The organism is Pseudoselenomonas ruminis, from assembly GCF_008271295.1.
In the GTDB taxonomy this organism is placed as follows: Bacteria; Bacillota; Negativicutes; order Selenomonadales; family Selenomonadaceae; genus Selenomonas_A; species Selenomonas_A ruminis.
This window is the reverse complement of the sequence record NZ_VTOY01000003.1, coordinates 41,699-67,608: the sequence shown is the minus strand read 5'-3', so window position 1 is coordinate 67,608 and position 25,910 is coordinate 41,699. Positions and strand designations below refer to the sequence as shown.

Here is a 25,910-nt window from a genome sequence, read left to right as displayed (position 1 = left end):
CATATTTACTGCCAGCAGGCCTTTTATTTATTCGAAACTTAGTGTTTCTCTTGCTTTATTTCTATCAACGCATAGCTCTTGCTGCTACTTGTGCCCGATGTTTTTCCCGAAAATGATACCATACCATTGGCAGAATCAGCATAGGGATTCCGGCAAACAATGCCTCCTGCAAGTCCGGTGTAAAGACCATGACCACCAGGCAGAATACCTGCGACCAAATGCCAAACAACGTGACGTACGGGAAAAGCGGCGTCTTGTAACGAAGCTCCTCCACCGTTCCTTCTGCTATCTTCTGCTTACGGAAGCGATACTGGCTCCAGCAGATGGAAATCCAGGCAATAGCACCAGTAAAACCAGACACCGCCAACAGATACGTATAGATTACCGAATCCGGATTAAAGGCATAAATCAGGATTACTGCCCAACAAGCCCAAAGCGAAACCATAACCGACCGGGACGGCATACCATTGTTGTTGAGTTTCCCCAACGACTTCGGTGCCATATCCATCTTAGCCAGTGCGTGCATTGCCCGCGCCGCACCGTAAAGTCCCGAGTTGGAACAGGAAATTGCTGCCGTCAAGATGACAAAAGCAAAGAACGCACCGAATTCCGTAAATCCATACTGATTGACGGCTGCTGCAAAAACACTTTCCTCCAAGGACGCTTTATCCCAAGGAAGAATGGAAATCAACAGCGAAATCGGAATGATGTAGAGCGCGATGATACGCCAAGTAACATTGCGAACGGCGATGGGAATACTCTTGGCCGGCTCCTTGCATTCCCCAGCTGCCAGCCCGATAATCTCCGTCCCCTGAAAGTTAACCAGAATGATGACCATCGTGAGCACAATCGACCAATAGCCATTGGGGGCAAAACCACCGCTGCCCAAAAGCACGCTGGTACCAATAAAGCCCTGGTCACCAATCAAACCGAGGCAGATGAGCCCTGCCACCACCGTGAAGGCCACGAGAGCGAGAATCTTGATAAGGGAAAGCCAGGATTCACTCTCGCCGAACTTATCGACATGAAACAGATTAATACAGGTCACAATCAGACTGAAGAACACCGCCCACCAAAGCTGACTGACCATCGGCAAAAAATTATTCATAATGATTCCCGCGGCTATCATTTCCGAGGGAACATAGGCGACCCAGGTAATCCAATAGGCCCAACCTACACCACACGCCCAAGTTGAAGAAATATGTTCTTGTGCATACGTGACAAAAGAACCCGAGACTGGTTTATCTACCGCCAGCTCTGCTAGACACAGCATGACACACAGCACGATAAGACCACCCAGTAAATAGGCCAGTATCGCTGCTGGGCCCGCTTTTTCGAGGACATACCCCGTACCGAGGAAATAGCCACTGCCAATTACTCCGCCAAGAGAAATCAGCTGCAAATGCCTATTCTTCAACCCTCTGTTCATTTTCGATTCGTTCATGACCTTACTAACACAACCTTCCCAGTGCCGCTGCCTGTTTGTGATTTGTATAGCGTCTGCCATCCGCGGCACTTCATTTTATATCCCTAAGAATACTACAAATCGCAGCATAATACTATAGTTTTATAAAATAAATTTCTCATACCGCCCGCGGCACCAATACGGTATAATAGTAGAGATAAATCCAGCAAGAGAGGTGTTTTCATGATCCCATACCGCACGATTGAAGAAACCGATGATTCCATCGAAACGCTTTACGAAATACAAAAATCAAAATTCATCACCCATCTTCGCCATGTTGACAGCGAAGAGGATGCCCGCGCTTTCATTCAATCCATGAAAAAAAAATACTTTGACGCCCGCCACAACTGTTCCGCCTACGTCCTCGGCGAAAGTGCCGATAAGCAGAAATCCAACGATGACGGCGAACCGGGCGGCACTGCTGGCAATCCCATCCTCGAGGTCATCCGGAAAAACGACCTGACCAATGTCGTCGTAGTGGTTACCCGATACTTTGGCGGCATCAAGCTCGGCGCCGGCGGACTCATCCGCGCTTACAGCCATGCAGCCGTTCTCGGCATCGAAGCGGCCACAGTCCTCGCCATGACCCCATTCATCCAGCTTAACGAAGTGGTCAGCTACGACCTGCTGGCCACCGTTGAGCACTGGATGCGCCAAAAGGAAATTCGCAGTCTTGAAGCAGACTATGCCGAAAACGTCATCCTGCACCTTTTAATTGAACCGGCCAACCTCGAAGCCGTAAAAGCAGCCCTAACCGACCTTACAGCGGGCCGCGCTGCTCTTACCACCGGAGACGAAAGCCTTATCGCCATCCCTGCCGATTCGTAAAAAAATGACCAGTCAAATCGCCAAAGATTTGACTGGGGCGTGTTGAAAAACTCAATAATCCAATATACATGTATTTCTAAAAATGTAGAGCCCCCATAAGTTAGACCAAGGAATCTAACTTATGGGGGCTTTTTATGGCAAAATATAGTGCAGAATTTAAATGTAAGGTAGTCCAAGAGTATTTGAATGGACATATAGGATATACTGCCTTAACAAAAAAATATGACATCCCTTCCCCAAAATGCATTCAAGAGTGGGTCGGAAAATATCGTAGAATGGGGAAAGATGGGCTTCAACGGTCAAGAAAAAATGAAACCTATTCTTTCCAATTCAAGGTAAATGCTGTAGAGTTATATTTAAGTACAGAGATTTCTTACCAAGAATTGGCACTTCGACTTAATTTGAAATCTGCGGGCCTTTTAGCTAACTGGGTTCAACGCTATCGTGCTGTTGGTATAGAAGGTCTCAAACCGCAACGGAAAGGCAGGCGGCCAAAGGTGCCAGATAAAGCCAGTATTACATCAGAATGCAATATAAATCAAGATGAGAAACTTAAGCAGTTAGAAGAAGAGAATCTCAAGCTACGTATTGAGGTGGCTTATTTAAAAGGACTGAGGAGATTGCGCCTGGAGCAAGCGGCACAGAAGCGAAAGCAAGGATCGCCCACAGTCTCCGAGGATCATTCAAATTAAAAGACATCCTTGCAGTTATAAAACTCCCTAAAGCCACTTACATGTATTGGCAACAGCGATTCGACCGCAAAAATCCGGATGCTGAGTTAGAAGCAAAAATCAAAGCCATTCGGCAGAGTGACAAGGACTTTGGTTATCGTCGAATCTGGGGTAAGCTCCGCAAAGAGGGCCTTTTAGTCAATCGCAAGAAGGTTCAGCGCCTTGTCCAGAAATTAAGGCTACAGGTAAAAGCTTTCTCCCACAAGAGTCGCAAGTACAGTTCCTACAAAGGTACTGTTGGGCGTATTGCCTCCAATCGGCTACGTCGCCGCTTCGATACATGTATTCCACATCAAAAAATCACCACAGATACCACTGAATTTAAGTATTATGAAATGGACACCAACGGGAATATTCTTACACGCAAGGCATATCTAGACCCGTTCCTTGACCTTTATAATCGTGAAATCATTAGCTTTAGTATCACCAAACGGCCATCGTCACAAGGCATTATGTCTGCTTTGGATAAGGCAATTGCCATTACCAGCGACTGCCCTTATCGTCGAACGTTCCATTCCGACCAGGGATGGGCTTACCAAATGGGCAGCTATGTAGGCCGATTAAAGGAAGAACGACTTTTTCAAAGTATGTCTCGCAAAGGCACCTGTCTAGATAATAGCGTGATGGAAAATTTCTTTGGCCTGCTAAAACAGGAAATCTATTATGGGCATACCTATCACAGCTTCGAAGAACTTGAACGAGCTATACGGCATTACATCACATACTACAATAAGCACAGAATCAAAGCTAAGCTGGGGTGGCTCAGCCCAGTAGATTACCGTTTACGTCATGCCGCAGCATAAAAAAACGGTAGCAGCAAATAATTGCTACTACCGGTAAGGTCTAACTTTATGGGGTCACTACATTATTCGAAGCTAGCTTTAAGGCTTCTATTCCATAGTTTTCATAAGCCTTTCCCAAGGCAGGAATCTTACTTATGTCAATTACCGACAAAGTGGCCTTATCAGCCGTCCCATATTCTCTACACCCCTTCATATAGCTATCGCAGATAACCCTTCCTAATTCAGCACCATCCATGGAAGGATTATTGGCTAAAGTACCAACCCATTTGGTATAATCCCAGCCATTGCCCGGTTCTGTTTCTTCGGAGGCCGTCATATAGCGGGAGATTCCTTTTAAGGCATTTGCCGTATCATAAGTAGCCATAAGACATGCATCAAAACCAACCATTTCAAATGGCGGTTTAGCCTCCGAAGTGCCATAGACCTTAGCAAATGTGTCAGTGATTTCATTAAGGCTGAGGACGTTGCCGGTACGCTCATCCAGACAAACTCCTCCAGCACTGCCGCCGCCATGATTCCAAAAAACAAAGACCCGACGTAAATTCTCCTCAGGAAAAGCCGCTTTACCTAAAGATAAAAAGCTCTCCAATGTTTCGGCGGCCCCCATATCTTCTTCTGCACATCGACTTAATTCTTTAATTCCATTACTATCATATAGATATACGCCAAGCTCCCCCGGCTTCACCATGTCATTCTGCCAATTTCTGGCTCCACCAGTAAGTATAACCACCCTGACATTAGGTGGAAGCTTTACTTTCGTAAGCTCAATCAAATCATCAGTAGCCCATCCATTTTCCGTTTCCAGGTCAGAGCCACAAATATACCAATAAATCAGCCAGTTATCCTCCACCTGACCAAATGCCTCTGCATAAGAATAAACACTAAGCTTACCACTCCATACAAAAGCAGCAACAATAATCGTTATTGTCAGACAATATTTCCTCAATATATTTCTTGTCCACCAGTACATCTTTCCTCTCACCTATTCAAACTGAGACAGTTGTTGATGTTATCAGAGTTTGAATGAATGCTGCACCATTTTGTCTGGTCATTCAACTCAAGGAATCCAATTTTCAAGTGGTACTCCATCAATCGTTAATGTTCCCATGATAGCAAAAGCCTCGTCAAGATTTTCTCTTGCTGGAGCCCAGATGGATAAACCGAATAAATAATTGTCCTTTATAAAACTATTTGCAGATAAAATATAATCTTTATTATTCTTAGCACAGTCTAGGGCTATCATAATAAAATGGTCATCAATTTCAGGTTTATGCAAAGACACGATATAACCTTTTTGTGTGAAATTATAAACTATATTATCCAACAAAGCTTCTGATATTTCTTTTCGCCCCTCAGTGGGAACATCTTTTAATGTACTATAATCAAACCTTGTAGTATTCACATAAAACGTAATGACTATATCTTTTTGATTATTTTGTATTTTTATAATGGTCATGCCATCGTTTTCTGTAGCAAGTACATACTCATCTGGAGCAACTAAAGAAGCCCTTTTGTCAGCACTATAAAACGTCTGAGCTGAACATACAGACATCACTAACATTGAAATAATAAAAGACACCACAAAAAAACTTTTTTTACACCACATAACATTTCCCCCGTATAACATTATATTGAATGATGCACATACCCTAACGGCACCATTATGAATGAAGTCACTTTCATATATACTCCACTATAGATAGACGTTGCAAAATTGATTCTTTTTTTGAGGGCTCTCAACCAAAATTTAGTAACTAAAACGTACATCAGCATCAATATGCCATTTTATTGTGCCAGCATAACCAGGGGTGTTTGAATTATTAATAGTAAAACTCCAGGCTGTTGTGCCATAAGCAGGAACCCAGGCATTTACACCAGAGAACAAACCTGAATCAGAAAAAACATAATTTCCGGCCTTATCAGAGGCTGTAAAACTTAGCTTTACAGTTGTAACAGTAGCTCCGCTATCCCCTTCATTGTAAAAGTTTCCTTCAATAACAGACTGCCCATTATATAAATAAACATTCGTAGCCTGGAATTTAATATTTGCACTTGCATCGCATTTTGTATCTCCGCTAAATCCCACAAAGCAAGCTAACACCATCATCATAAAAAAAACGATTTTCTTCATTTTATTAACCTCCTCTATAGGTTACAGCACGGTCAAACATACATTTTTAGATAAAGCTCAAAATTACATTCAAAATATACTTATTTGATGTAGTATCATTTGATGGAATTAAATACCAATTAGGTCCCGTACCTGGATGTTGAACATACCATTTTTCTCCTTCTTGGTAATATTTCCATGTACCTACCAAATCATGACCAAAATAGAAAACTGCTGCAGAATATATGCCATCGTCACATCTTATGCTATTGCTTTCTATCCAAAATTGACCTTCATTAGGAACATTAATTTCAACTTCATATGCAAATGATGTTGAAGGGATACAAACGAATGATAATGTTACTATTGCCATCGTGGTAACAACAAACTTTTTGAGTAAACTCATTTTCATACCTCCTCGTATGAATTGCGAACATTTTCCCCTTATCAATCAGCCATCAAGTTTACTGTGCAATTTTTAGCAGATCCAAATGTGATGGTTCCACACCTTCCTGTTTTACTTCCTTTCGGAAATAATCGGCAGCCTCTTTCAATACGGAATCCTGGCGGATGATTTCTTCCAAGCCCTTCAAGGAAGCAGCTTCCGTGGCATACGCATCAGGCTTGCCATCATAGCCCGTCATTTTTTTATAAGCTGCTGCGTCAAACTTTCTCTGGATACGCACGAACGTCACTGGCAAATCAAAGGTTGATGGTTCATCAGGATCGATGCGGAGATTTTTAATGGAAACTTTTTGCAGAATGTACTCCCCAGCCTCAACCTCCTGGCTCTCATCATTACCCAGCTGCAACTGCTGAATTGCTTTGGACGCATCATCTTTCATTATGCTTTTCATGATCTTGTTCAGTATGCTGCCCGCAGTCTCTCCATCCAGGATTTCAGCGTCATAGCAGAGGACCAAGGCTATGCCCTGTCTATAAGAGTTTTCTTCCATGCTAAGCTGAAAACCGTTTGACATACGCCATACAGGATTATATTCCGTGCTAAATTTGCTTAACTTCTGGTCTTCACTATCGAAGTTTTTATTTATGGCCTCTATGATTTTGTCCGGCTTTTCAAAGCCATCAAGAATGCTTTTTTCAGAGCCACAACCTATCACACTGAAGGCCAGCAGTACAAACAGTGGCACCAACAGCCAATTTTTCATTATGCATCCCTTCACTTTCTCAACGGTAAAAATCAACCAACCCACTCATCAGGCCATCCCCCGTCTCAACCCTAAAGGCAATTGCTTTCTGCTTAGTGGTAACATTTTTTTCGACCTTTCCATCCGCGTTTACATAGCTTATCTTGATAAAGGAATCAGGCGTGATTTCACCTATCACCTGCCCATCATAGGGAATGCTTGCCCATTGGTGACGTTCCTTCATTGGTATTTCAAGCTGTTTTTCTCCATCATATTTGGCTGTCAGCCTATCATAAAAAATTGTCGTCCAAAAATTATTTGTGCCATTAGTGGTACTACTTGCCCCTACACTGAACGAATCACCTCTCCCCTCGCCAAAGGGTCTTAGGACCTCAATCCATATATATCCTTCTGCACTTCCCAGAATAGCACTGTTGGGGCGTATGTTTCTGATTACCACTTTGGAAGCATAAGTTGCAGGTTTCCTGATGCTCAGTTCTAGCTTATCTTTGACATCCGCCGTTGCATAAAGCTTCCCCGACGGATTTGACATATCAAATCCGATACAGGCTTTCACCTTTCTCTCCAGCGCAGAGTAAGCGGGTGGCTTTATCGCTGCGTTGTCTTCTTTGCCACGGGGCTCACTCCCCAAATCATTCATAGTCCGATAGCCATAGGGCATATCCTTTTCATCTGCTGAAGCACTTTTGCTGCTATCTGATGTCATACTATAGAGCAATAACAGCAACAGGATAACGATAAACGTTGTCTTTCCCTTGTTTTCCTTCATCTTCATGATGATTTGTTCCTTGTCCATGTTTTCACTCCATTCCACGTAAATAGGGACAGATAAAAAAATACTTAATTGCCTATGGAATCGATATTAAGTGTAATCGTCTGTGCGTTATCACCATTAAGTGGCAGACCTCTGTTGTTTAACTCATTAAAGCCAATCACTCGAAGTGCTTTAGGCGTTCCTGATGCTCCGGCAAAAGGAAGAAAAACTCTTGTGGGCTGCACTGAGGTGACCTTTACAGGACTGGTCGTTGCATAACATTTGGCAGTATTTTTTACAGGGAATTCGCCTTTATCCGTAACCAGCATGACTTTCATAGGCTCAACCCAGCCCGCCATGTAATTCTTGCTCGCTTTACTCTGCATATCAAGGACAACTATTGGATCATTATTATAGGTATATCCAAGATTTGCCTCCATTTTAACCATAGCACCATCATATCCTGATATCTTTGTACGATATGCAGCTTTTACATCATCAAGGTCAAAATGCCATTCTCCGTTAATTTTCAGGAAGTAAGTATGTTCATTAACCTGTTGCCCATTAACTGTATAGCTAATATCTGCGGTAGCATGATTACCGTCCTGCTGTATGTTGCTAATTTTTATATTCTCGGCTTTTATGCCACGGTCCACGTTATTTTGGAATTCCGCAGCACCGTCATACAAAGCTGTAGTAAGGAGAGCTCCCCCTGGCAGATTTTTCACAGGATATGCTCTTCTCCTTGTATCTATATCACTTTCCGGAGACATCGCTTCACAAAGTTTCCTTATATTAGCTTCATCAAGTTTCTCGTTTTTTACTACCTGGGAACTTGACACCTGTACTTTAGGACTATCTTCCTGCTCACTACTGGAACATCCTGTCATCGAAAAAGAAACTGCAACGACCAACACAATAATCCCTAATTTTTTGATTCGCACTTCTATGCCCCCTTTGTGTATGTCTTTTGATTATATTAATAATTTAGAATTTATTTTTTCCACGCTAAACACACTACAATTCTATAAAGAATTATACTATGAATGTCCCCCCCCGCAAGACAAATATTTAGGGCGTGTTGAAAAAGCCTGATTGCGCAGATATTTGTGCGTTTACACAGCACATCCTCTTTAAAGTGTTTTCTCTTGCCTTATTGCCTATTTTTATCAAAATCGATGCAATGTATATAAACGCTCGGTAAACGCAAGCCAATTTATCGTAACGTGTTGCGATTCGGCGATAGCATTTTAACTTTTAGAAGTATCTTTCCACAACATTTCGCCCTTTATATTGTCCTTTATCAAATTTGTAAATGATTTTGGCATTTGACTTGTTTGGACAGGCCATATCTGCATCGAGCGATTGGATGTATTCACGTATATTCTTGGTTCCATATGCCATATCTGCATTGAAGTATACAAATGCTATATTCGCTGCTTCTAACAAAGAAATTGCCATTTTTGAATCATGAACCTGTCCACCCGTAATCTCAAATGCTACCATTTCCAATTTATCATTAATTGGGGCCGCCACGAGATATACCTATATGTTGCTTTACTTCTGATTCAGGTGCGTCTTTCCTAGCTCCAGCGGCATGTTGATGGACTTTGTTCGAGGTACTGTCTATGGAAATGGCATAGTAAATCTGCTCGACAAGGACAAGACCATCTGCGTTTGGGTCACATAATCCCATTAAACAAAAATAAATTCGTGGGAAAATATTTTGAGATTCCCACGACCTGAATTTCTTGTAAATGGAATTCCATTTTCCATATGCTGCGGGGATACTTCGCCAGCTGCATCCCTCACGCACGATAAAAATCAATGCATCCAGAAAAAGGCGTTCATCCATGCCTGGTCTGCCAGTTGTTTTTTCCTTTGGCAAATATTCCCGTATTTTCTCGTATGCCTCATCAGTTAAACTTAGTGTAAAATATTTCTCGGTCGATTGTTTGCAATAAAAAAGAGAACCCTGTATCATGGTGTATGCACAAAAAATAACCAAAGAAACAGGATTCCCATGAACAATACTTTAGCAGAAATAATTAATATAGTAAAGACCACAACCAATAATATTGATCGAGAAGATACGCTGAGAAAATATTTCGAGGCAAAAACGTGCAGAATGGTAAGCGAAGCCCTGGAGGCAATAGACCGGGAACTGGCGGCACAGTATGGCAAGGACGGCGAAGCAAGCATATCCCCGTTGGACAAGGAGCTTGGGATTCACCGGTACCAGAGATACAGCGCCTACTTTGAGTATCAGGCTGCCCAAATTGCCGCAAAGACTGTCTACCGAACTACTGCCATGGCCATAAATGCCCTTACGCCAGTTACCATCAGCCACCAGCAGGTGGGCAATATCATAAAGCATGTAGGCGAAAGATATGCGGAATGGGAAAAGGAAAAGGAACAGCAACAGGACAAAGGTGGCCACATAACGGAACTGAAAAAGCCAGAGGTTCTTTATATTGAGGGCGACGGGCTGGAACTCAAGGAACAAAAGGGCAAGCACATGGAAGTACATCGTTTTCAGATAGCAGAAGGCGTTAAGGAGCATAAAAACCGCCGTGAATTGGTGGGAACGCATTATATCGCAGACTTTGATCATAGAAAAGCAGTCAAAGCGATGACGGATTATCTGTCCATGCATTACGATTTAAGCAAAACCATAGTGATGAGCAATAGCGACGGCGGCTCCGGCTATACGCAGTCCGTTTTTGCAGAAATCCTTGGCAGAACCAAGCGGCATGAGCATTTCATGGATTCCTACCATGTAAACAAAAAGATAAAAGACCGGATTGCTTGGGTCGGTAAAGAACTGACCAATAAGCTCCACAATGCATTGCGTGGGCATGATTGGGGTAAGGTAAGCACTGTACTGGACACAGTCCAATCGCAGGCACAAGATGACAGTCAGGTTGAACATACAGAGAAACTACGCGCCTATCTGGAGAGGAACTGGGCCTTTTTGAGCAACATGAGGCAACGTGGTCTGAGCAATTATGTAAAGCTGATAGGTACTTGTGAAAGCAACCACCGCCTGTACAGTTACCGCATGAAAAAGCAAGGGCGCAGATGAAGAAAAACAGGTGGCTTGGGCATGGTAAAGATAATAACCGGCCTAAAGAACGGCGACCTGCGGTCTGCATTGGCTGCAAAAGAAGAATACTTTGAACACGCGCCTAGCGAAGAATTCCGGGGTGCTGTTCGTCAGGCATTAAAAAAGGCCAAGCACCGCCCCCATGAAGGAGTGCGGCGTGGCCGGATTCATCTTGATGCACCGAGCAGCAGCCCGATAGGAAAATTGGCTAAAGCCATAGCATAAAAAGTCTATAAACAGAATACATTTGTATACAGGTAAAATTTACCGAGAACTTCTTGACACATACTCAGTTAAACTGTATCTTGCATATGACTCATGGATTGTATATAATGAATCTGACATAGGTGATCCCCCTTTTCTGGATATTTCGTCAAATTCATTATAGGGGAGGTTACCTATGTTTTTTATGGAAAAAGAAAGGATTCTCGTTTTTAGAAATACATGTATATTGGATTATTGAGTTTTTGAGTCTATCCCGGATTTTGTGTAAACCTCCCCAGTGATGTAAAATAGGAGCATCACTTGGGGAGGTTTTATCATGAGCAGAAAAACACGCAGTCCAGAAGAACAGGCTCGCAGAGCAAAGATTCGGGAGTTGTTGCAGGCAAGCAACATTGGCAGTATGGAGGACATCCAAAACTTGTTCAAGGAAACCATTGCCGAGTTTATGGAAAACGGCCTTGAAACCGAGCTGGATGAGTCTCTTGGCTATGGTAAGTATGACTATAAAAACAAAGATACCTACAATAGCCGCAACGGACATAGCAAAAAGAACCTTCGCACCAGCTTTGGCGAGGTTGAAGTCTCTGTTCCCAGAGACCGCAAGGGAGAATTCGACCCGCAGCTCATCAAAAAGAATCAGACCAGCATCAGTCAGGACATAGAAGAGAAGATTTTTTCGATGTATGCCAAAGGCATGACTACCAGTGACATTGAATCACATGTCCGTGACATATATAGCATCGATGTGTCGGATACCACCATCAGCCGCATCACAGACAAAATACTGCCCATTGCCAGAGAGTGGCAGCAGCGTCCACTGGAAAGCCTTTATGCTGTAGTATTTATGGATGCCATCCATTACCATGTCCGCAGTGAGGGTCAGATCGTCAAGAAAGCCGTATATATCGCCATTGGCATTGACATGGATGGACATAAGGATGTACTGGGGATGTGGGTAGGCGAGAACGAAAGTGCCAAATTCTGGGCCAATATCCTGAACAGTCTTAGAAACCGCGACGTAGAAGACATCCTCATTGCCTGCACGGACAACCTGACAGGCTTCGCAGCAGCCATTGAGGCGGTTTTCCCTCAGACAGATATACAGAACTGCATTATCCACCAATTGCGTAATTCCAGCAAATATGTCAGCTACAAAGACCTCAAGGCTCTTATGGCTGATTTGAAGGCGGTTTACGCTGCGGTAGACGAGCCCTCTGCCCTGGCTGCATTGGAGCGATTTTTAGATCGTTGGGATAAGGAATATCCCAAGATTTCCCAATCCTGGCAGGATAACTGGGCCAATTTGAGCACCTACTTCAAATTCCCCACGGAGCTGAGAAAGTTGATTTACACCACCAATACCATTGAAGGCTTTAACCGCCAATTACGGAAAGTGACAAAAGCCAAGTCTGTATTCCCCACGGATGACAGCCTGCTGAAAATGCTCTATTTGGCCATGATGGATATTACCAGAAAATGGACAGGACGCCGCCAGGACTGGAGCCTTATTCATGCCCAACTTGCCATTTATTTTGATGGGAGGATTCCGGAATAAAAAATGTCTGCACTGCCAAGAATTTCTTAACGTGCAGACAAAAGGGTTTCTATACTTCGATATAGAAAGAGAAAATATACTATCCCTGTTTTACATTACTACAGGGAGTTTACACAGAATTTGGGACAGCCTCGAGTTTTTCAACACGCCCTGGTCATTTTGCGTTTCTGCGATTACAACATTTTGTCCTGGGCTGCCGCTTGAGCCTTGGATACCATAGCGCCATACATAGCGCTGGCTTCCGGGCTGATGCTGACCGAGAAGGCCTCTCCAAAGAAGTGATCATCTGCCACATCTTTGATTTTGTCCTCAACGGTGCGCAGCTGTTCACTAAGATTGCTGATTTTTTCCACATTAGCTTCCCCGCCCATGCGATTAAGTTCCGCAATCTGTGAACGATAATTGAATTTCTGCGCCCGCAGCGTTTCAATAGCCCCATCATCCCCTGATGGATTTGCAGCCCCTGCTTTGCCCATGAGATAAGGCGATATCCGATCCGTGGGATTATAGAGCACATTGGGAATCGATACGATTTCCATATACTCACCTCATTCCTTATTGGTTTCACTTCTATTATACCGAAAAATGAAGCCGCATGAAATAGGGCTTTAATCCCCAATCAAATAATCGTTTCACCGTGATAAAGTTCCCCGCCGATATCCGGTTTTACCCCGTAGCCGATTGCCCATTCGCACTTGTATTTAATGGCCTGGGCATGGATGCTCTCCAAACGGTCCTGGGTCCGCACCACTTTCCCCGGCACGCCGACCACCAGCGAATTTGGCGGAATCACCTCGTTTTCACGGACCAAAGCACCAGCTGCCACGATTGACCCCCGGCCGATTTTCGCCCCGGTCAGGACGGTCGCATTCATGCCAATGAGTACATGGTCCTCGATTTCACAGCCATGAACTACAGCGCCATGACCAATTGTCACATAATCACCAATCAGGCAGGGATGGTCATCGGCCACATGGAGGCAGGCAAGGTCCTGCACATTCGAGCACTTGCCGACCGCGATGTAGTTCACATCCCCTCTGGCCACCACGCCGGGCCAAAGGCTGGCATATTTTGCCACACGCACATCCCCCGCCACAAATACCTGCGGTGCCACAAAGGCTTCCGCATGAATCTGCGGACGGATTCCTTGAAATTCATTTCCTGCCAACGTATACATAAACCTCGCTCCTTTGCGATTTTCTCAGGCATACCATTGCATAGAAAAAGAGCCCCGCCCTCATCCACGAACCGCGAAGCTCTTATGCAAGGAATTTTTCACGCCAAGCACAATCCTTGCTGTCGTACTTGAGAAATTTTTTCCTGAGTGGGATGCATTTCATTCGTCTGCCTATCCCTTGGCTAATATAATAGCACTTCAAAATTTCAAAAGCAAGCCTTTTTCATCCCATTCTGGCGCCTTTCGCTTTATTTTTTTACCGCACCGAAAAAAGAAGGATTTCGCATTATTTTTGCGAATTATAGTTAGTGATTTTGTAAATCAAAGGGAGTCTCTGCCAGCCGGCAGAGACTCCCTTTTTTAGTACTATGCTGACCGCCAGCGGTTAAAAAATCCTGCCGCGGACATTCCCCGTAAACAGTTCAATCTCGTGCATGAATTCCTTCCATGCCTCGGGCATATCTTCACCTCGCATGGTGTAGCTGCCGCTGTCCTCGGTGCCGTCGTGCCAGACCAGCTTCCACTCTACCTGTGGCAGGAAATCGTCGGCAATCGTATCTGACTGGATGCCAAATCTTGCTGCCTGCGCAGCAATGCGCTCAAGCAACAAGGGCACATTGCGCGCCGAATCAAACGCATGACGCTCCGTCCCCACGCCCTGCTTATGACGTGTAAAGACAAGCAGGTGCTTGCCACGGTTGATGATGAGCTTTTCGGTAAGTGCCAGCCGCTTCTGTTTCGGCAGATAGATATTGCCGCCTTGATTCTCCATCGTATCCTGAAGGATCAGTGAGACCTGCTCGAGCTGTTTTACCCGGTGAAGCTCCACGCCCGGAATATCGTTCATCAGGTCAATAAACGCTGCCCAGCTGCCAGGATACGCCTGGTCGCCAACAATACGGCGCATACCGATTTTCGAATCTTTAAAAGCCAGGCGCCAAAGGTGATGCACCTCCGGCGGCGTCTCTGGCTGGTAGCTTGCCCGCCAGGACGGCAGATGCAGTTTTTCGAGCCGGCGCAGCCAGCGGCGGCCGCCTTCCAGCACCTGCATCGGTGCCTTTTCCTCATCACTGCCCTTGCTCACACGATAATACAGCTGACGGTCCTTAAACACCAGGTCAACCCTCAGCGAGTATTCCTCCATCAAAAAAGTCAGTTTCTCCAGCAATCTTCCGCTTGCCTCCTATCACAATACAGACTGTATGCCAATTCATAGGAATTCTTCTACTATCATACGCACCCAGGCGTCAATCGTCAAGCGGCAGACAGCAAATGACAAAAACTGCCTGCCGTTGACCGGTCAATTTGACTTGTCAACGGCAGGCAGGCCATTTTTCACAACGAAAATCATATACGATTCATCGAAAAACAGGATTCATCCCATTCATCGGCTTTGCTATTCATTTCCTCCTGAAAAAGCGCTTCCTCTTCCTGTAACGACTCGACTTCTTCTCTTAGCTGAACCAATTTCGCATAAAGTACCGCATAACTCGACAACAAATCTTGTTCCATAAAGCAGCCCCGTCCCGGATTGTTTACGATTACTACCTCTTAATTCCTATCATATTATAATATAACTGTGGTCAAAAAATCAAGAAATCTATTGTTTTTTCCGCTTATTTCCCCAGTCGTTTTCCCGGACGTGGATGGAACAAATGCCAGTCGTAGCGAAGCGCCCCTGCCCGCAAAAGAATGACGAGCGCGAAGCAGAGCCACGACGCCGCGAGAATGCCGATATAGGGATAAAGCAGGCACGACACCAACGCTCCCACTAAGGACGCCGTCGCATAAATATCTTTATAGAGGACGACCGGCATGCGCCGCGCCATAACGTCACGCAAAACACCGCCGCCCACCGCCGTGATGACGCCCAAAAGTACCGGCAGCACATAGGGATTGCCGTATTCACGCCCCAGACCAGTCAACATGCCCGTAATCGTAAACGACGCCAGGCCAATGGTGTCACAAATATTGTAGAGCAGCAAAAAACGCTGCAGATTGCGATGGGATATGGGCCATCTGGTATATCCCCAGGAAATAAACAATGCCGTCAGGATTGCCAGCATAAAATCCGTGATGTTGCATAAGGCTACCGGCGGCGTTATGCCGGCCAGCACATCGCGGACCATGCCGCCGCCCACAGCTGTCAGCAGAGCCAGCACGATTACGCCAAAAACATCCATCCGCTTGTCAATGGCTACCATCGCCCCCGATACCGCAAAGGCGATGGTACCCATAATATCAAAAACCACCCAGGTCAAACTATCCATAGCAAAAACTCCTTTATTCCTCTATCCCTATCGTACAATAGCCCGAAAAAACCGTCAACCACAAACAAATCTCATATTGTCCTTCATAAAAATATTGACTCACTCAACTATTGTGTTATAATGAGGTATCCTATTAAACAATACGTTTTCCGTAAAAGGAGTGATTTTATGATGGAACCCATCGTTTCTGCCTCAAAAAAGCACGCGGCCGCTCTACTTGCTGCCTGCCTGCTCGCATCGGGAAGTTTTGGCAGCGCCGCTGCCAAAAGTGCTTCGCCAGCTGTCGGTATGCCAAATCCGATGGTCGAATACGCTTCGGTTCACGAAGCCTCCCAGGCAGCCGGCTTTACCCCATTGTACCTGCCGGAAATCTCCGGCTATCATGTCTCCAACGCCTTTGTCATCAGCAAAAATCTGGTAGACATCCGCTATACCCGCGATGGTGAGCCAGGCAAGACGCTGACCCTGCGCACCGCACCGGCCAAACGCCAGCAGACCAAAGATATCAGCGGCATCTACGGCGTAAAATGGCTGCAGCGCAATATCGACGACACAACGGTATTTATGGCAAAAGTTCCCGCTGAATCCAAAGCTTGTCATGATGGTTATGCCGCCTATTGGCAGCAGGATGGCATGCTGTTCTCCGCCTATGCCGAAAATATTTCCGAAGCGGAATTTACCCATCTGTTAAAAGACGGACTGCTTGACCTTTCCCGTATCTATTTTTGACCGGTCAAGCAAAACTGCCGTTTCCTTTCAAACTAACGGAGCACCAAAAGGGGGCTGTTGTCTAGACAACAGCCCCCTCTTGGTGCTCCCAACTACTTTCAGCCTCGGAATGCATACAGGAATATGCCCAACAAAATCAAGCCTAACCCCAACGATATCCCGCACAGTTTCACCTCAACCGGCGAAAGATCCGTCCATTCTGCATTCTGCTGGATAAGTTCCGGATGTTCTTCATAACCGCTTGTTTCCACGTCTGCAGTTCTGTTTTTGATGGCAAGATCACTCATGATATCTCATCCTTTCTGTTTACGAACCAACTACTGGCGGCAGGATGCCATGGTAGAACAGATACGAAATGCCCAGGCCTACCCAAAGGATAAAGCCGAACAACGCGATGGCATAGACACCGACTATGCGGCCAAGGCCCTCCGCCCACAGCTTGCGCACATTGGTGATGAGGCCAATCGAGAAGAAGCAGAGACCAAAGAAGATGCTGCGCAGCAGGTTGGCCTGTCCGGCACCGGCCCCAGCAGCTTTTACGATATCGGGATTCGTGATGCCCCAAAGGAACACACCGCCGAATACCACCAGGAATCCAATCAGGAATTTCGGGAAACGATCGCCAATCTCACGGAACGAAACCTTGTAGGATTTGCCTTCGCTGCGTTTCGCGCCAATCTGGTATACCGACCAGACAACGGCCAGTACAAACGCCCAAATACCGATAAATACATCGATGAACACCTTGGCCGTCGTTGCCGCCATCAGCGTCCAGCCCTCCTGATAGTTTACGCCATACTCGGCCAGTGCCTTGGCACGAATCAGCGAATCGGTGATGGCACCGGACGCAATCGCACCGCCATCACTCTTGACTGCCAGTCCCATCCAGGCGCCAGCAACCAGCGGGTCATCCGCAAAAAACGTCGTGGCAATCCACGGCAGGATCAAAAGTTCCACGGCCACGAATACGATGATGACCGAAGAAAGCACCGTCGGCACGATTGCCCGGGCCCGGATGGCACTGCCCGTGGCAATCGCAGCTGCCACACCGCAGATGGAAATGCCAGAAGCCATCGGTGCCGCCCATTCCGGCGTGAACTTGAAGAACTTGCGGGCAATGATATAAACGACTGGCCAGTAAATCAGATACGCCTCAACCACCGCACAGATACCGCGGAAGATAACGGTACTCGCCAGCCCCATCGCACCGACGGTCTTGATGGCAATCGTCATGCCTAAGATCACGATACCTGTTTTGATATACCACTCCGGCTTGGTAGCTGTGGACAGAAAGGCCGCAGTCTTCGGAAAGAAATTCCCGATGATAAGGCCAAGCACCAGGGCAATGACAAAGCCGAGCTCACCGAGGCCCAATGACCAGCCGATACCAAACTTCTCCAGATTGTTCGGCGTAGCTGCCAGATACGCAAAGTTGCCAGCAGTATTAGCAGCCACTGTTACCCAGTAGAGAATCGTAAAACCGGCAACAAAGCGCTTGACCGAACTTCCCATGAAGTACGCTCCTGCCGTCGTGAGGCTGAGCAGGAACAAGTATGTCGCCAGCATCGAGCCAAAGCCCCCGAGGAAAGCAAATTCCTTGGAATTCGGGGCCACGGCCTTGCCGATATCCGACCAGACATTGTACTTGGCGACCCAGCCCAAAAGATCAACGCCTGCTGCCTGTCCTGCCCCCAAGGCAACGATTAAAAGTCCCAGCCATACGGCCCACCAATCTTCACTCCTAAAAAATCCCGGTTTCTGTACAAGCAGTTCATGCGGTTCTGCTGTCATACCAATCCACTCCTTTCTTACGAGCTCAATCCTTGACGAAAAATAAAGATAATTGCTGATAGAAACAAAAAGAGGTTCCAAGGACAGTCTCCAGCCCAAAGCTTCACTGTCCTTGGAACCTCCAATTTTTTGGTCAGTTCCTATCGTTGCTGATACTATATCATACCATGCATATATAGTCAATATGTTTTTATTTTTTCTCCTGCAACGACTGCCGCAGCGCGGCAATGCCGCGAATATCATCCGGCGTCGTGCGGCAACAGCCGCCGATGAGACGAGCCCCTGCCTCATACCACTGCCGCACGAATTCACGATATGGCGTCGCACTGCCATGCCAGGTCTTCGTCACCGCATCGTAGGTCTCGCCCGTATTCGGGTAGACGACGACCGGCTTGTCTGTCTGCTCACGGATGCGGCGGATAAGACCTGCCACATGCTGCGGCGCCGTACAGTTGATGCCAATAGCCGCTACCTGTTCCTGCTTGTCGAGGAAACGCGCACAATCCGCTATATCATCCCCGCCACAAGTATGCACCTCATCACAGCACGAGAAAGAAATCCAGGCCCCCGCCGCAGGATAACGCTGTAAATCCGCCAGGATTGCCTCGGCCTCAGAGAAGAGCGGCAAAGTCTCACAGGCCAGGATATCCGGCGCAGCCGCGACGAGGATAGCGAGCCGTTCGGCATGAAAATCCGCCAGCTCGGCACGGCTGGCCGAGTAGTCGCCACGGTACTCCGAGCCATCTGCCAAATACGCACCATATGGACCAACGGAGGCTGCAACTAGCGGACGCGGCCGCTTTCCCGCCTCCGCAGTCGCCTGCCAATAATCATCACGGGCTTCCTGTACCAAGCGCACCGAACGCGTGATTAGCTCCCTGGCCTGCTCACGCGTAAAGCCCTTCTTCTCAAAGCCCTCAACAGTCGCCTGATAGCTTGCACTCGTGGAAATATCGGCACCGGCCGCATAGTAGTCATGATGTACTGCCCGCACAAGCTCCGGCTGCTCAAACAGCGCCTTAGCCGACCAGAGTTCATCATTCGTATCAAAGCCACGCCGGGCCAGTTCCGTCCCAAAGGCACCATCCAGCACGATGAGGGGATATTCCTGCAAATATTCTGCTATCGTATTCATGGTTATCCTCCCTCCGCGAGCTTACTGCAGCAATTCCTGCGGCGGTTCCTTGCCAAACCATTTCTGATAGATTTCACGGAACTTGCCGTTTTTCTTGATAGTTGCCAGGCCATCGTTCAATTTCTGCAACACCTCAGTATTGCCTTTGAGGACTGCAATGCCGAGATCTTCCTGCGTCAATGCGACTTCGGCTACGCGGACATTCTTGTTGTTCGTATGACTCACATAATATTCATTCGTCGGGATGTCGTTGATGACAGCATCCACCCCGCCATTCTGTACCTCGAGGAACGCCTCGTTGATGGCATTGAACACACGGACATCAGCCCCTGGAATCTTGCGAGCCGCTTCCTCGCCCGTCGAACCGATTGATACGCCGAGTTTCTTGCCCTCAAGGTCTTTGGCCGTCTTGATCGTATCGTTGTCGGCCTTCACCACTACGCCCAGACCGGCAATGTAATAGCGTTCGGTGAAATCTACATTCTTCTTGCGCTCATCGGTAATGGTAATATCGTTGATTGCCACATCGATATCCCTCGACTGCAACGCGGGAATCAAGCCATCGAATGCGCGATTGCTGATGGACACATCAAAGCCCTCAACCTCGCCAATCGCCTTGATGATATCCACGTCAAAGCCAACATAGTCATTAGATGCCGAGTCCTGTGAACCAAACGGCGGATAGCTTGCATCCATGCCTACCTTGAGCACCGGTCTTTGCCCCTGCTCCCCAGAGCTCACTGCCTGCTGGTCATTGGCGCAGCCACTAAATACCGCCGCCGCAGCAAACACAATCGTAAGTATTAAAAGGATAGTTTTTCTCATACAGTGTACCTCCGCAACTACATATAGTGCAACATTGTTATGTTAAAAGAAGTATACAACCGTATGCATACTATGTCAATATGTTTTATAGCATATCATCTCCTATTACATCTGCAACTTGCAGTTTATTGAGAAAAAAATCCGCTAACCCTATACCGAGCCAGCGGATTCTCCCATATATTAAATCACATAAAACCAAGCCGAATCAGGATACGCCTCAATTTCCTGCACTTCGCGTTTGCCTTGATTATAGCGCAGTTCCTGATTCTTGACGCTGACCTTGGTACCAGGCGCAATCGACTTTGTCAGGAATACGTTACCGCCGATGACCGCCCCTTTGCCAATGACCGTATCGCCGCCGAGAATCGATGCGCCTGAGTAGATGGTCACATTATCCTCGATGGTCGGATGGCGTTTCTTGTTGAACAGTTTGCGGCCGCCTGAGGTCGAAAGGGCTCCGAGCGTCACACCCTGATAGACCTTGACATGTTCACCAATCTCAGTCGTCTCGCCGATGACGATGCCCGTGCCGTGGTCAATCATAAAGTACTTGCCAATCGTCGCCCCCGGGTTGATATCGATGCCCGTCTTGCTGTGAGCAAGCTCCGTCATGATGCGCGGGATTACCGGAACGCCGAGTTCATAGAGCACATGCGCATAGCGGAAAATTGTAATCGCGTAGAGTCCCGGATAGGCAAAGATGATTTCATCGGCGCTCTCAGCGGCGGGGTCGCCATCAAAGACCGCCTCGACATCGGTCGCCAGATACTCGCGAATCTCGGGAATGCGGCGCAGGAACGCCAGCGTTATCTTCTGCGCTTCCAGACGCGTCGCTTCGAGTTTTTCCTCGTCGGGATGCTCCCCATAGCGCAGGGCGATGGCAATCTGCTTGTTGAGACGGAAAGCGATATCCTCGATGACCATCGACAGGTTGTTGCGGATATCGTAGATACGGTAGCTCTTGTCCTTCGTAAAGCCCGGATAGGCCACGCGCACGAGTTCCTGAATCAGCTCGTAGATAACCTTCGTATCCGGCTGGTTGAATACGTCGAGTTTATCGATATGGCGTTTCTTGTCATAATCCGCCAATATATCTTTCGTAATATCATGTATCTCCGTTGAAATATAGTCCTTCATGCTGATACTCCTTCTTGGCAATATCCATATAATATACAAAAAGGGTTCCAAAACCTGTCTAAAACAGGATTCGGAACCCTTTGATTTGTCCACTCATTGGATTCTTGTTTCATGGTAGCATACAAGCGTATGTCTGTCAATCAAAACCGATTTCTAAGCGTGCCTCTCATTCCACCAGCTTTGCCAGCGCCTGGCCAAAATCTTCCAGTAAATCCTCAATATCCTCAAGCCCCGTACTTATGCGCACGAGGTCATCGGTCACGCCGGCATATTGTTTTTCTTCCTCACTCGCATGGGCAAAAATCGTCGAAGCCGGGTGGACAACAAGCGTGCGCGCATCGCCGATATTCGAGACATTGAGCGCATAGTTCAGCGCGTTGATGAAACGGTACGCTTTTTCCTTGGTGCCGAGCCGCACGGTCAAAAGCGTGCCGAAATGGTTGCCAAACTGCTTGGCCGCCGTCTCATGCCAGGGACTGTCAGCAAGCCCCGGATAATTGACCGCCAGCCCCTGCGCCTGCAAAAACCTGGCCAGTTCCAGCGCATTCGTACAGGCCCTATCCAGGCGCAAGGCCAGCGTATCAAGCCCGATGCCCGTCAGATAGGCATTAAAGGGCGCCATGCAGCCGCCGTAATCCGTGACCATGCGCATGCGCAGCCGCACGCTGAAACTCATCGGACCGAACTGGAAATCGTGGAACTTGGGAAACCGCACCGGATTCCATTTAAAACGGCCGCCGCTTACGACGATGCCGCCAACGGAATTGCCATTGCCATTCAGTGATTTCGATGTCGAATGGATTACGACATCGGCGCCTAACGCGAGCGGCCGACAAAGATATGGCGTCGTGACGGTATTATCGACAAACAGCGGAATCTCATGGCTGTGCGCAAGTTCCGCCAGCGCCTTGATGTCGACGACATTGAGTTTTGGGTTGCCAATGGTCTCGACATAGATGAGCCGCGTGCGCTCCGTGATCAGTTCCTCAAAGTCAGCTGGCGCATCGCCTTTGGCATAACGCACCGTGATGCCGAATTCGGCAAGGTCACGGAAAATCGAGCTCGTGCCGCCGTAAAGGCCGCCCGAGGCCACAATCTCATCGCCCTGTGAGACGACGTTGAGCACCGCCTGCGAAACGGCCGCCATGCCCGAGGCACAGGCCACTGCGCCGACACCGCCTTCGAGCGCACGGATGCGCATCTCAAAGCTGGCAATCGTCGGATTGCCGACGCGCGTGTAGACAAAACCGGGCTTACGCCCGGCAAAAACCTTTTCCATATCCTCGGCCGTTTCCTGATAGAACGCCGTGCTTTGGTAAAGTGGCTGCGTCACCGCCCCCGTCGCCTTATCGGGCGCGAAGGAATCATGCAGCAGCCGGGTCGTGAATCTCATAACTCCCGCCCGCCTTTTTGCACGACGAGGTCATAGGTGCCATCGGCAGCCTGACTGACCGACAGGACCTTATGCCCTTCATCCTTCAGGCTGCGCGGCACGTTCTGGATGGGCTCGCCTTCATTGAGGTGAACGCCCAGTATCTGCCCATCGTCCAAATCTTCGAGGGCCATCTTAACCTTCACGAACGTAATCGGACAAACGACATCGGTGATGTCAATCGTATCGTCAATCTTCCATGCTTCACTCATAATACTTCCTCCACTGCCTGCTCAAACTTCTCCCAGCCGACGCGGTCCAGGCAATTGGCAAACCGCTCACTGGGCTTCGCGTTGTCCTCAAAGAATTTCAAGGCAACATCGACAATCTCATAGAGTTTCTCTTCGTCAAAAATAATCGGCAGGAAATGACGGCCAACGGCGATGCGGTTGCCATAGAGCCCGCCAAACGAAACGACAAAGCCATTCTCGCCTGTCCAGGCATCGGTTGGGCAGCTCTTGATGCATTTGCCGCAGTAGACGCACTTATCAAGATCAAGTGACAGTTTTTTTGCCGTCTTGTCCACTTCAATGGCCTTCTCGGGGCAAACCGCCGCACAGACACCGCAGTAGATACAGGCAGCTGACTTCCATTCGGGCCGCACGCCGCCCTTGATGCCCATATCGTTTTCCTCAGCTTTCAGGCAGTTGTTGTGACAGCCCGTGAAACCGAACTTAAACTTATGCGGCAGTTCGCGGCCGCCATAGCGCTTATCAAATTCATTGGCCAGCTTGACCGTATCGATGAGACCGGAGGGGCAGACCGCCGCTCCCTGGCAGGCCGTAATCGTGCGCACGCGCGGGCCGCAGACGCCTACCTCCACGCCGCCTGCTTTCAGGGCTTTCTTGACGTCATCAATATCCTGCACGTTGATGAACGGAATTTCGATGCCCTGCCGGCTCGTCAGATGCACATAGCCCTGACCGAACTTCTCCGCCACCTGCTGCACGGTGGCCAGCTGGGCCGCCGTAAAGTGACCGCCCACGGACTTGAGGCGCATGGAAAAACAATCCTTCTGTCTCTGCCGCATGAAGCCACCCTTTTTGAGCTCTTTATAATCAACTGCCATCGTAATTCCTCCTAAATATCACACATTGCATTAGCGAATCCGCAAATCTTCCTTCGTCACCACTTTATCGCGGCTGACCTGGAAACTGTTGAGCACCGGCTCGCCGCCATTCAAGGATAGAATAAAATAGCTTGCCTGGGTATCGAAGGCCAGCCGCTTGTCCTCCTCACTGGGTCGGGAGGGGCTGGCCGGATGGCTGTGCCAGTTGCCCAAAAGCACGAGGCCCTGCGCCCGCAGCTCCTTGACCGCCGCAAACTGCTCCTTGGGATCCAGGGAAAAATGCTCCTCGCTCTGGTCGGTATTCGTCAGATAAAAGACCTTCTCCACCTTTTTGACACCGTCTTCGATCCGGCCGCCGAGCAGGCCACAGTCCTCAATGGGAGCTGTGGCGCGGGCATGGCGCACCATTTCCAGGTAGTCCGCTAATTTCAGGTCAATCACCATCGCACTCCCTCCTTAATGATTGCGCAGGTCGCAGGCTGGCTGCTCATAGTCGACGAGCTCCGTGATGGTCGGATGATCACCACAGACCGCGCAATCGTGATTGTGCGGAATCTTGACCTTGCGGAACGTCATCGTCAGCGCATCATAAGTCAGCAGATAGCCATTGAGCAAATCGCCGATACCTAAGATATACTTGAGTGCCTCGGTCGCCTGCAAAGTGCCGATGATGCCGCCCATGACGCCGAGCACGCCCGCCTGGCGGCAGGTTGGCACCGCATCCTTCGGCGGCATCGTCGGAAATACGCAGCGGTAGCACGGCCCCTGTCCCGGCACATAAGTCATGAGCTGTCCCTGGAACCGGATGATGCCCGCATGGGAGTAGGCCTTCTTTTCCATGACACAGGCATCGTTAATCAGGAACTTCGCCGGGAAATTATCCGTGCCATCGATGATGAAATCGTAGTCCTGATCGCGGATGATGTCGCGGATATTGGCCGAATTGACGAGCTCATTATAGGTATGGACCGTCACATCGGGATTCATCTCAGCGATGGTCTCCTTGCCCGACTGGATTTTCGGCTTGCCGACATCCTTCGTCTGATGGATGATCTGGCGCTGCAGATTGGAAAGGTCAACCACATCGAAATCGACGAGGCCAATCTGGCCGACGCCAGCTGCCGCAAGATACATGGCCGCCGGAGCCCCAAGACCGCCCGTGCCGATGACGAGCACCTTGCCGCCGAGCAGTTTTTCCTGCCCCTTGCCGCCGACCTGCTGCAGGATGATATGGCGCGAATAGCGCTCAATCTGTTCATTCGTCAAGCTGACACTCATCTTGCACCGCCTCCCATGAAGTACAGGAATTCCACCGTATCGCCATCGCCGACAAACGTATTGTCAAACCCGGAATGGTCGACAAACTCGCCATTTAACTGCACCGTTACATATTCCGGCTGGTCGGCCTTTGCCACCACCAGCAGCTCTCTTACATTGATAGATTTCTCGATTTCCAAAGCCTCGCCATTAACCGTCAGTTTCATTTTCTCTACCTCCAAAAACTAGAAAAAGCCTATGAGAAACGCCAGGCAATCCATAACAACAGCCCGCAGATGTCACGAGCTGTAAATTCAATGCCCTGAGCGTTTCCCATAGGCT

General features: G+C 48.0%; 32 protein-coding genes. 6 read left to right on the top strand and 26 right to left on the bottom strand.

Features of this window, described 5'->3' with window-relative positions; all coding sequences use genetic code 11:
- Window positions 1-64: 64 nt before the first annotated feature.
- On the bottom strand, window positions 65-1,444 hold the full coding sequence (locus tag FZ040_RS05775; RefSeq protein WP_149171139.1) for an amino acid permease: 1,380 nt from the start codon (window positions 1,442-1,444) through the stop codon (window positions 65-67).
- Between the two features lie 204 nt (window positions 1,445-1,648).
- Here FZ040_RS05775 and FZ040_RS05770 point away from each other — a divergent pair, with 204 nt between their 5' ends.
- On the top strand, window positions 1,649-2,293 hold the full coding sequence (locus FZ040_RS05770; RefSeq protein WP_149171138.1) for a YigZ family protein: 645 nt from the start codon (window positions 1,649-1,651) through the stop codon (window positions 2,291-2,293).
- 134 nt (window positions 2,294-2,427) lie between these two features.
- Window positions 2,428-3,827, top strand: a protein-coding gene (locus FZ040_RS05765) for an IS3 family transposase (RefSeq protein WP_149171137.1) whose coding sequence is annotated in 2 segments (ribosomal slippage) — window positions 2,428-2,896 and window positions 2,896-3,827 — 1,401 coding nt in all. Because the reading frame shifts where the segments join, the coding sequence is not laid out codon by codon here.
- Window positions 3,828-3,873: 46 nt separating this feature from the next.
- Here FZ040_RS05765 and FZ040_RS05760 read toward each other — a convergent pair.
- The 9 genes from FZ040_RS05760 to FZ040_RS05720 all read right to left on the bottom strand — a co-directional run bounded on the left by FZ040_RS05760 (window position 3,874) and on the right by FZ040_RS05720 (window position 9,868).
- Window positions 3,874-4,797, bottom strand: coding sequence for a clostripain-related cysteine peptidase (locus tag FZ040_RS05760; protein WP_149171136.1), 924 nt, complete (start codon window positions 4,795-4,797; stop codon window positions 3,874-3,876).
- 87 nt (window positions 4,798-4,884) lie between these two features.
- Entirely contained in the window at window positions 4,885-5,433 is a 549-nt protein-coding gene (locus FZ040_RS05755; RefSeq protein ID WP_149171135.1) for a hypothetical protein, read from the bottom strand.
- Between the two features lie 141 nt (window positions 5,434-5,574).
- Window positions 5,575-5,958 (bottom strand): hypothetical protein, encoded by a 384-nt coding sequence (locus FZ040_RS05750; protein ID WP_149171134.1) that lies wholly within the window; start codon window positions 5,956-5,958, stop codon window positions 5,575-5,577.
- Between the two features lie 46 nt (window positions 5,959-6,004).
- Window positions 6,005-6,343, bottom strand: a complete 339-nt coding sequence (locus FZ040_RS05745; RefSeq protein ID WP_149171133.1) for a hypothetical protein — start codon at window positions 6,341-6,343, stop codon at window positions 6,005-6,007.
- Window positions 6,344-6,401: 58 nt separating this feature from the next.
- Window positions 6,402-7,106, bottom strand: a complete 705-nt coding sequence (locus tag FZ040_RS05740) for a hypothetical protein (protein ID WP_149171132.1) — start codon at window positions 7,104-7,106, stop codon at window positions 6,402-6,404.
- A gap of 19 nt (window positions 7,107-7,125) precedes the next feature.
- Window positions 7,126-7,902: a hypothetical protein gene (locus tag FZ040_RS05735; protein ID WP_149171131.1), complete on the bottom strand. Its 777-nt coding sequence runs from the start codon at window positions 7,900-7,902 to the stop codon at window positions 7,126-7,128.
- A gap of 44 nt (window positions 7,903-7,946) precedes the next feature.
- Complete coding sequence (locus FZ040_RS05730; RefSeq protein WP_149171130.1) at window positions 7,947-8,804, bottom strand: hypothetical protein; 858 nt, start codon at window positions 8,802-8,804, stop codon at window positions 7,947-7,949.
- A 313-nt stretch (window positions 8,805-9,117) separates the two neighbouring features.
- On the bottom strand, window positions 9,118-9,366 hold the full coding sequence (locus tag FZ040_RS05725) for a transposase (protein ID WP_149171129.1): 249 nt from the start codon (window positions 9,364-9,366) through the stop codon (window positions 9,118-9,120).
- Between the two features lie 13 nt (window positions 9,367-9,379).
- Window positions 9,380-9,868, bottom strand: a complete 489-nt coding sequence (locus FZ040_RS05720; protein WP_149171128.1) for a transposase — start codon at window positions 9,866-9,868, stop codon at window positions 9,380-9,382.
- A gap of 15 nt (window positions 9,869-9,883) precedes the next feature.
- On the opposite strand from FZ040_RS05720, the gene FZ040_RS05715 reads away from it, so the two are divergent.
- The 3 genes from FZ040_RS05715 to FZ040_RS05705 all read left to right on the top strand — a co-directional run bounded on the left by FZ040_RS05715 (window position 9,884) and on the right by FZ040_RS05705 (window position 12,746).
- Window positions 9,884-10,945, top strand: coding sequence for an ISLre2 family transposase (locus tag FZ040_RS05715; RefSeq protein WP_149171127.1), 1,062 nt, complete (start codon window positions 9,884-9,886; stop codon window positions 10,943-10,945).
- A gap of 21 nt (window positions 10,946-10,966) precedes the next feature.
- Complete coding sequence (locus FZ040_RS05710) at window positions 10,967-11,191, top strand: hypothetical protein (protein ID WP_149171126.1); 225 nt, start codon at window positions 10,967-10,969, stop codon at window positions 11,189-11,191.
- Between the two features lie 316 nt (window positions 11,192-11,507).
- A complete protein-coding gene (locus FZ040_RS05705) occupies window positions 11,508-12,746 on the top strand; it encodes an IS256 family transposase (protein ID WP_149171125.1) in 1,239 nt (412 codons plus the stop codon).
- 173 nt (window positions 12,747-12,919) lie between these two features.
- Here FZ040_RS05705 and FZ040_RS05700 read toward each other — a convergent pair whose 3' ends face one another.
- From FZ040_RS05700 to FZ040_RS05685, 5 genes are all read right to left on the bottom strand, one after another.
- Window positions 12,920-13,285, bottom strand: a complete 366-nt coding sequence (locus tag FZ040_RS05700) for a hypothetical protein (RefSeq protein ID WP_149171124.1) — start codon at window positions 13,283-13,285, stop codon at window positions 12,920-12,922.
- Between the two features lie 80 nt (window positions 13,286-13,365).
- The gene (locus tag FZ040_RS05695) at window positions 13,366-13,923 is read right to left on the bottom strand and encodes a gamma carbonic anhydrase family protein (RefSeq protein ID WP_149171123.1); all 558 of its coding nucleotides are present in this window, start codon (window positions 13,921-13,923) and stop codon (window positions 13,366-13,368) included.
- Between the two features lie 385 nt (window positions 13,924-14,308).
- Window positions 14,309-15,091 (bottom strand): hypothetical protein, encoded by a 783-nt coding sequence (locus FZ040_RS05690; RefSeq protein ID WP_149171122.1) that lies wholly within the window; start codon window positions 15,089-15,091, stop codon window positions 14,309-14,311.
- A 179-nt stretch (window positions 15,092-15,270) separates the two neighbouring features.
- On the bottom strand, window positions 15,271-15,435 hold the full coding sequence (locus FZ040_RS13980) for a hypothetical protein (protein WP_187620261.1): 165 nt from the start codon (window positions 15,433-15,435) through the stop codon (window positions 15,271-15,273).
- Between the two features lie 104 nt (window positions 15,436-15,539).
- Window positions 15,540-16,193, bottom strand: coding sequence for a trimeric intracellular cation channel family protein (locus tag FZ040_RS05685; RefSeq protein ID WP_149171121.1), 654 nt, complete (start codon window positions 16,191-16,193; stop codon window positions 15,540-15,542).
- Window positions 16,194-16,361: 168 nt separating this feature from the next.
- Between FZ040_RS05685 and FZ040_RS05680 the strand changes: the two genes are divergently transcribed.
- Window positions 16,362-16,922 (top strand): hypothetical protein, encoded by a 561-nt coding sequence (locus FZ040_RS05680; protein WP_149171120.1) that lies wholly within the window; start codon window positions 16,362-16,364, stop codon window positions 16,920-16,922.
- A gap of 98 nt (window positions 16,923-17,020) precedes the next feature.
- Here FZ040_RS05680 and FZ040_RS05675 read toward each other — a convergent pair whose 3' ends face one another.
- The 11 genes from FZ040_RS05675 to thiS all read right to left on the bottom strand — a co-directional run bounded on the left by FZ040_RS05675 (window position 17,021) and on the right by thiS (window position 25,795).
- Window positions 17,021-17,209: a hypothetical protein gene (locus FZ040_RS05675; RefSeq protein WP_149171119.1), complete on the bottom strand. Its 189-nt coding sequence runs from the start codon at window positions 17,207-17,209 to the stop codon at window positions 17,021-17,023.
- 19 nt (window positions 17,210-17,228) lie between these two features.
- Complete coding sequence (locus FZ040_RS05670) at window positions 17,229-18,713, bottom strand: putative sulfate exporter family transporter (protein WP_149171118.1); 1,485 nt, start codon at window positions 18,711-18,713, stop codon at window positions 17,229-17,231.
- Between the two features lie 190 nt (window positions 18,714-18,903).
- The gene (gene mmuM, locus FZ040_RS05665) at window positions 18,904-19,848 is read right to left on the bottom strand and encodes a homocysteine S-methyltransferase (RefSeq protein WP_149171117.1); all 945 of its coding nucleotides are present in this window, start codon (window positions 19,846-19,848) and stop codon (window positions 18,904-18,906) included.
- A gap of 21 nt (window positions 19,849-19,869) precedes the next feature.
- Window positions 19,870-20,673, bottom strand: coding sequence for a basic amino acid ABC transporter substrate-binding protein (locus FZ040_RS05660; protein WP_149171116.1), 804 nt, complete (start codon window positions 20,671-20,673; stop codon window positions 19,870-19,872).
- A gap of 180 nt (window positions 20,674-20,853) precedes the next feature.
- Window positions 20,854-21,810, bottom strand: coding sequence for a serine O-acetyltransferase (locus FZ040_RS05655; RefSeq protein ID WP_149171115.1), 957 nt, complete (start codon window positions 21,808-21,810; stop codon window positions 20,854-20,856).
- Window positions 21,811-21,976: 166 nt separating this feature from the next.
- Window positions 21,977-23,203: an O-acetylhomoserine aminocarboxypropyltransferase/cysteine synthase family protein gene (locus FZ040_RS05650; protein WP_149171114.1), complete on the bottom strand. Its 1,227-nt coding sequence runs from the start codon at window positions 23,201-23,203 to the stop codon at window positions 21,977-21,979.
- Window positions 23,200-23,454, bottom strand: a complete 255-nt coding sequence (locus tag FZ040_RS05645) for a sulfurtransferase TusA family protein (protein WP_033170738.1) — start codon at window positions 23,452-23,454, stop codon at window positions 23,200-23,202. Before FZ040_RS05645 ends, FZ040_RS05650 begins: the two co-directional genes overlap by 4 nt.
- A complete protein-coding gene (locus FZ040_RS05640; RefSeq protein WP_149171113.1) occupies window positions 23,451-24,311 on the bottom strand; it encodes a 4Fe-4S binding protein in 861 nt (286 codons plus the stop codon). Before FZ040_RS05640 ends, FZ040_RS05645 begins: the two co-directional genes overlap by 4 nt.
- Window positions 24,312-24,341: 30 nt before the next feature.
- Complete coding sequence (locus FZ040_RS05635) at window positions 24,342-24,755, bottom strand: M67 family metallopeptidase (RefSeq protein ID WP_149171112.1); 414 nt, start codon at window positions 24,753-24,755, stop codon at window positions 24,342-24,344.
- A 12-nt stretch (window positions 24,756-24,767) separates the two neighbouring features.
- Complete coding sequence (locus FZ040_RS05630) at window positions 24,768-25,589, bottom strand: HesA/MoeB/ThiF family protein (RefSeq protein WP_149171111.1); 822 nt, start codon at window positions 25,587-25,589, stop codon at window positions 24,768-24,770.
- Complete coding sequence (thiS, locus tag FZ040_RS05625) at window positions 25,586-25,795, bottom strand: sulfur carrier protein ThiS (RefSeq protein WP_033170735.1); 210 nt, start codon at window positions 25,793-25,795, stop codon at window positions 25,586-25,588. The genes FZ040_RS05630 and thiS overlap by 4 nt, the downstream gene beginning before the upstream one ends.
- Window positions 25,796-25,910 lie beyond the last annotated feature (115 nt).

What these genes read in the sequence shown, in the direction of transcription:
- FZ040_RS05775 (WP_149171139.1), bottom strand. Translation starts at nt 1,444, where the DNA reads ATGAACGAATCGAAAATGAACAGAGGGTTGAAGAATAGGCATTTGCAG.
- FZ040_RS05770 (WP_149171138.1), top strand. Translation starts at nt 1,649, where the DNA reads ATGATCCCATACCGCACGATTGAAGAAACCGATGATTCCATCGAAACG.
- FZ040_RS05760 (WP_149171136.1), bottom strand. Translation starts at nt 4,797, where the DNA reads ATGTACTGGTGGACAAGAAATATATTGAGGAAATATTGTCTGACAATA.
- FZ040_RS05755 (WP_149171135.1), bottom strand. Translation starts at nt 5,433, where the DNA reads ATGTGGTGTAAAAAAAGTTTTTTTGTGGTGTCTTTTATTATTTCAATG.
- FZ040_RS05750 (WP_149171134.1), bottom strand. Translation starts at nt 5,958, where the DNA reads ATGAAGAAAATCGTTTTTTTTATGATGATGGTGTTAGCTTGCTTTGTG.
- FZ040_RS05745 (WP_149171133.1), bottom strand. Translation starts at nt 6,343, where the DNA reads ATGAGTTTACTCAAAAAGTTTGTTGTTACCACGATGGCAATAGTAACA.
- FZ040_RS05740 (WP_149171132.1), bottom strand. Translation starts at nt 7,106, where the DNA reads ATGAAAAATTGGCTGTTGGTGCCACTGTTTGTACTGCTGGCCTTCAGT.
- FZ040_RS05735 (WP_149171131.1), bottom strand. Translation starts at nt 7,902, where the DNA reads ATGGACAAGGAACAAATCATCATGAAGATGAAGGAAAACAAGGGAAAG.
- FZ040_RS05725 (WP_149171129.1), bottom strand. Translation starts at nt 9,366, where the DNA reads ATGGTAGCATTTGAGATTACGGGTGGACAGGTTCATGATTCAAAAATG.
- FZ040_RS05715 (WP_149171127.1), top strand. Translation starts at nt 9,884, where the DNA reads ATGAACAATACTTTAGCAGAAATAATTAATATAGTAAAGACCACAACC.
- FZ040_RS05710 (WP_149171126.1), top strand. Translation starts at nt 10,967, where the DNA reads ATGGTAAAGATAATAACCGGCCTAAAGAACGGCGACCTGCGGTCTGCA.
- FZ040_RS05705 (WP_149171125.1), top strand. Translation starts at nt 11,508, where the DNA reads ATGAGCAGAAAAACACGCAGTCCAGAAGAACAGGCTCGCAGAGCAAAG.
- FZ040_RS05700 (WP_149171124.1), bottom strand. Translation starts at nt 13,285, where the DNA reads ATGGAAATCGTATCGATTCCCAATGTGCTCTATAATCCCACGGATCGG.
- FZ040_RS05695 (WP_149171123.1), bottom strand. Translation starts at nt 13,923, where the DNA reads ATGTATACGTTGGCAGGAAATGAATTTCAAGGAATCCGTCCGCAGATT.
- FZ040_RS13980 (WP_187620261.1), bottom strand. Translation starts at nt 15,435, where the DNA reads ATGGAACAAGATTTGTTGTCGAGTTATGCGGTACTTTATGCGAAATTG.
- FZ040_RS05685 (WP_149171121.1), bottom strand. Translation starts at nt 16,193, where the DNA reads ATGGATAGTTTGACCTGGGTGGTTTTTGATATTATGGGTACCATCGCC.
- FZ040_RS05680 (WP_149171120.1), top strand. Translation starts at nt 16,362, where the DNA reads ATGATGGAACCCATCGTTTCTGCCTCAAAAAAGCACGCGGCCGCTCTA.
- FZ040_RS05675 (WP_149171119.1), bottom strand. Translation starts at nt 17,209, where the DNA reads ATGAGTGATCTTGCCATCAAAAACAGAACTGCAGACGTGGAAACAAGC.
- FZ040_RS05670 (WP_149171118.1), bottom strand. Translation starts at nt 18,713, where the DNA reads ATGACAGCAGAACCGCATGAACTGCTTGTACAGAAACCGGGATTTTTT.
- mmuM (WP_149171117.1), bottom strand. Translation starts at nt 19,848, where the DNA reads ATGAATACGATAGCAGAATATTTGCAGGAATATCCCCTCATCGTGCTG.
- FZ040_RS05660 (WP_149171116.1), bottom strand. Translation starts at nt 20,673, where the DNA reads ATGAGAAAAACTATCCTTTTAATACTTACGATTGTGTTTGCTGCGGCG.
- FZ040_RS05655 (WP_149171115.1), bottom strand. Translation starts at nt 21,810, where the DNA reads ATGAAGGACTATATTTCAACGGAGATACATGATATTACGAAAGATATA.
- FZ040_RS05650 (WP_149171114.1), bottom strand. Translation starts at nt 23,203, where the DNA reads ATGAGATTCACGACCCGGCTGCTGCATGATTCCTTCGCGCCCGATAAG.
- FZ040_RS05645 (WP_033170738.1), bottom strand. Translation starts at nt 23,454, where the DNA reads ATGAGTGAAGCATGGAAGATTGACGATACGATTGACATCACCGATGTC.
- FZ040_RS05640 (WP_149171113.1), bottom strand. Translation starts at nt 24,311, where the DNA reads ATGGCAGTTGATTATAAAGAGCTCAAAAAGGGTGGCTTCATGCGGCAG.
- FZ040_RS05635 (WP_149171112.1), bottom strand. Translation starts at nt 24,755, where the DNA reads ATGGTGATTGACCTGAAATTAGCGGACTACCTGGAAATGGTGCGCCAT.
- FZ040_RS05630 (WP_149171111.1), bottom strand. Translation starts at nt 25,589, where the DNA reads ATGAGTGTCAGCTTGACGAATGAACAGATTGAGCGCTATTCGCGCCAT.
- thiS (WP_033170735.1), bottom strand. Translation starts at nt 25,795, where the DNA reads ATGAAACTGACGGTTAATGGCGAGGCTTTGGAAATCGAGAAATCTATC.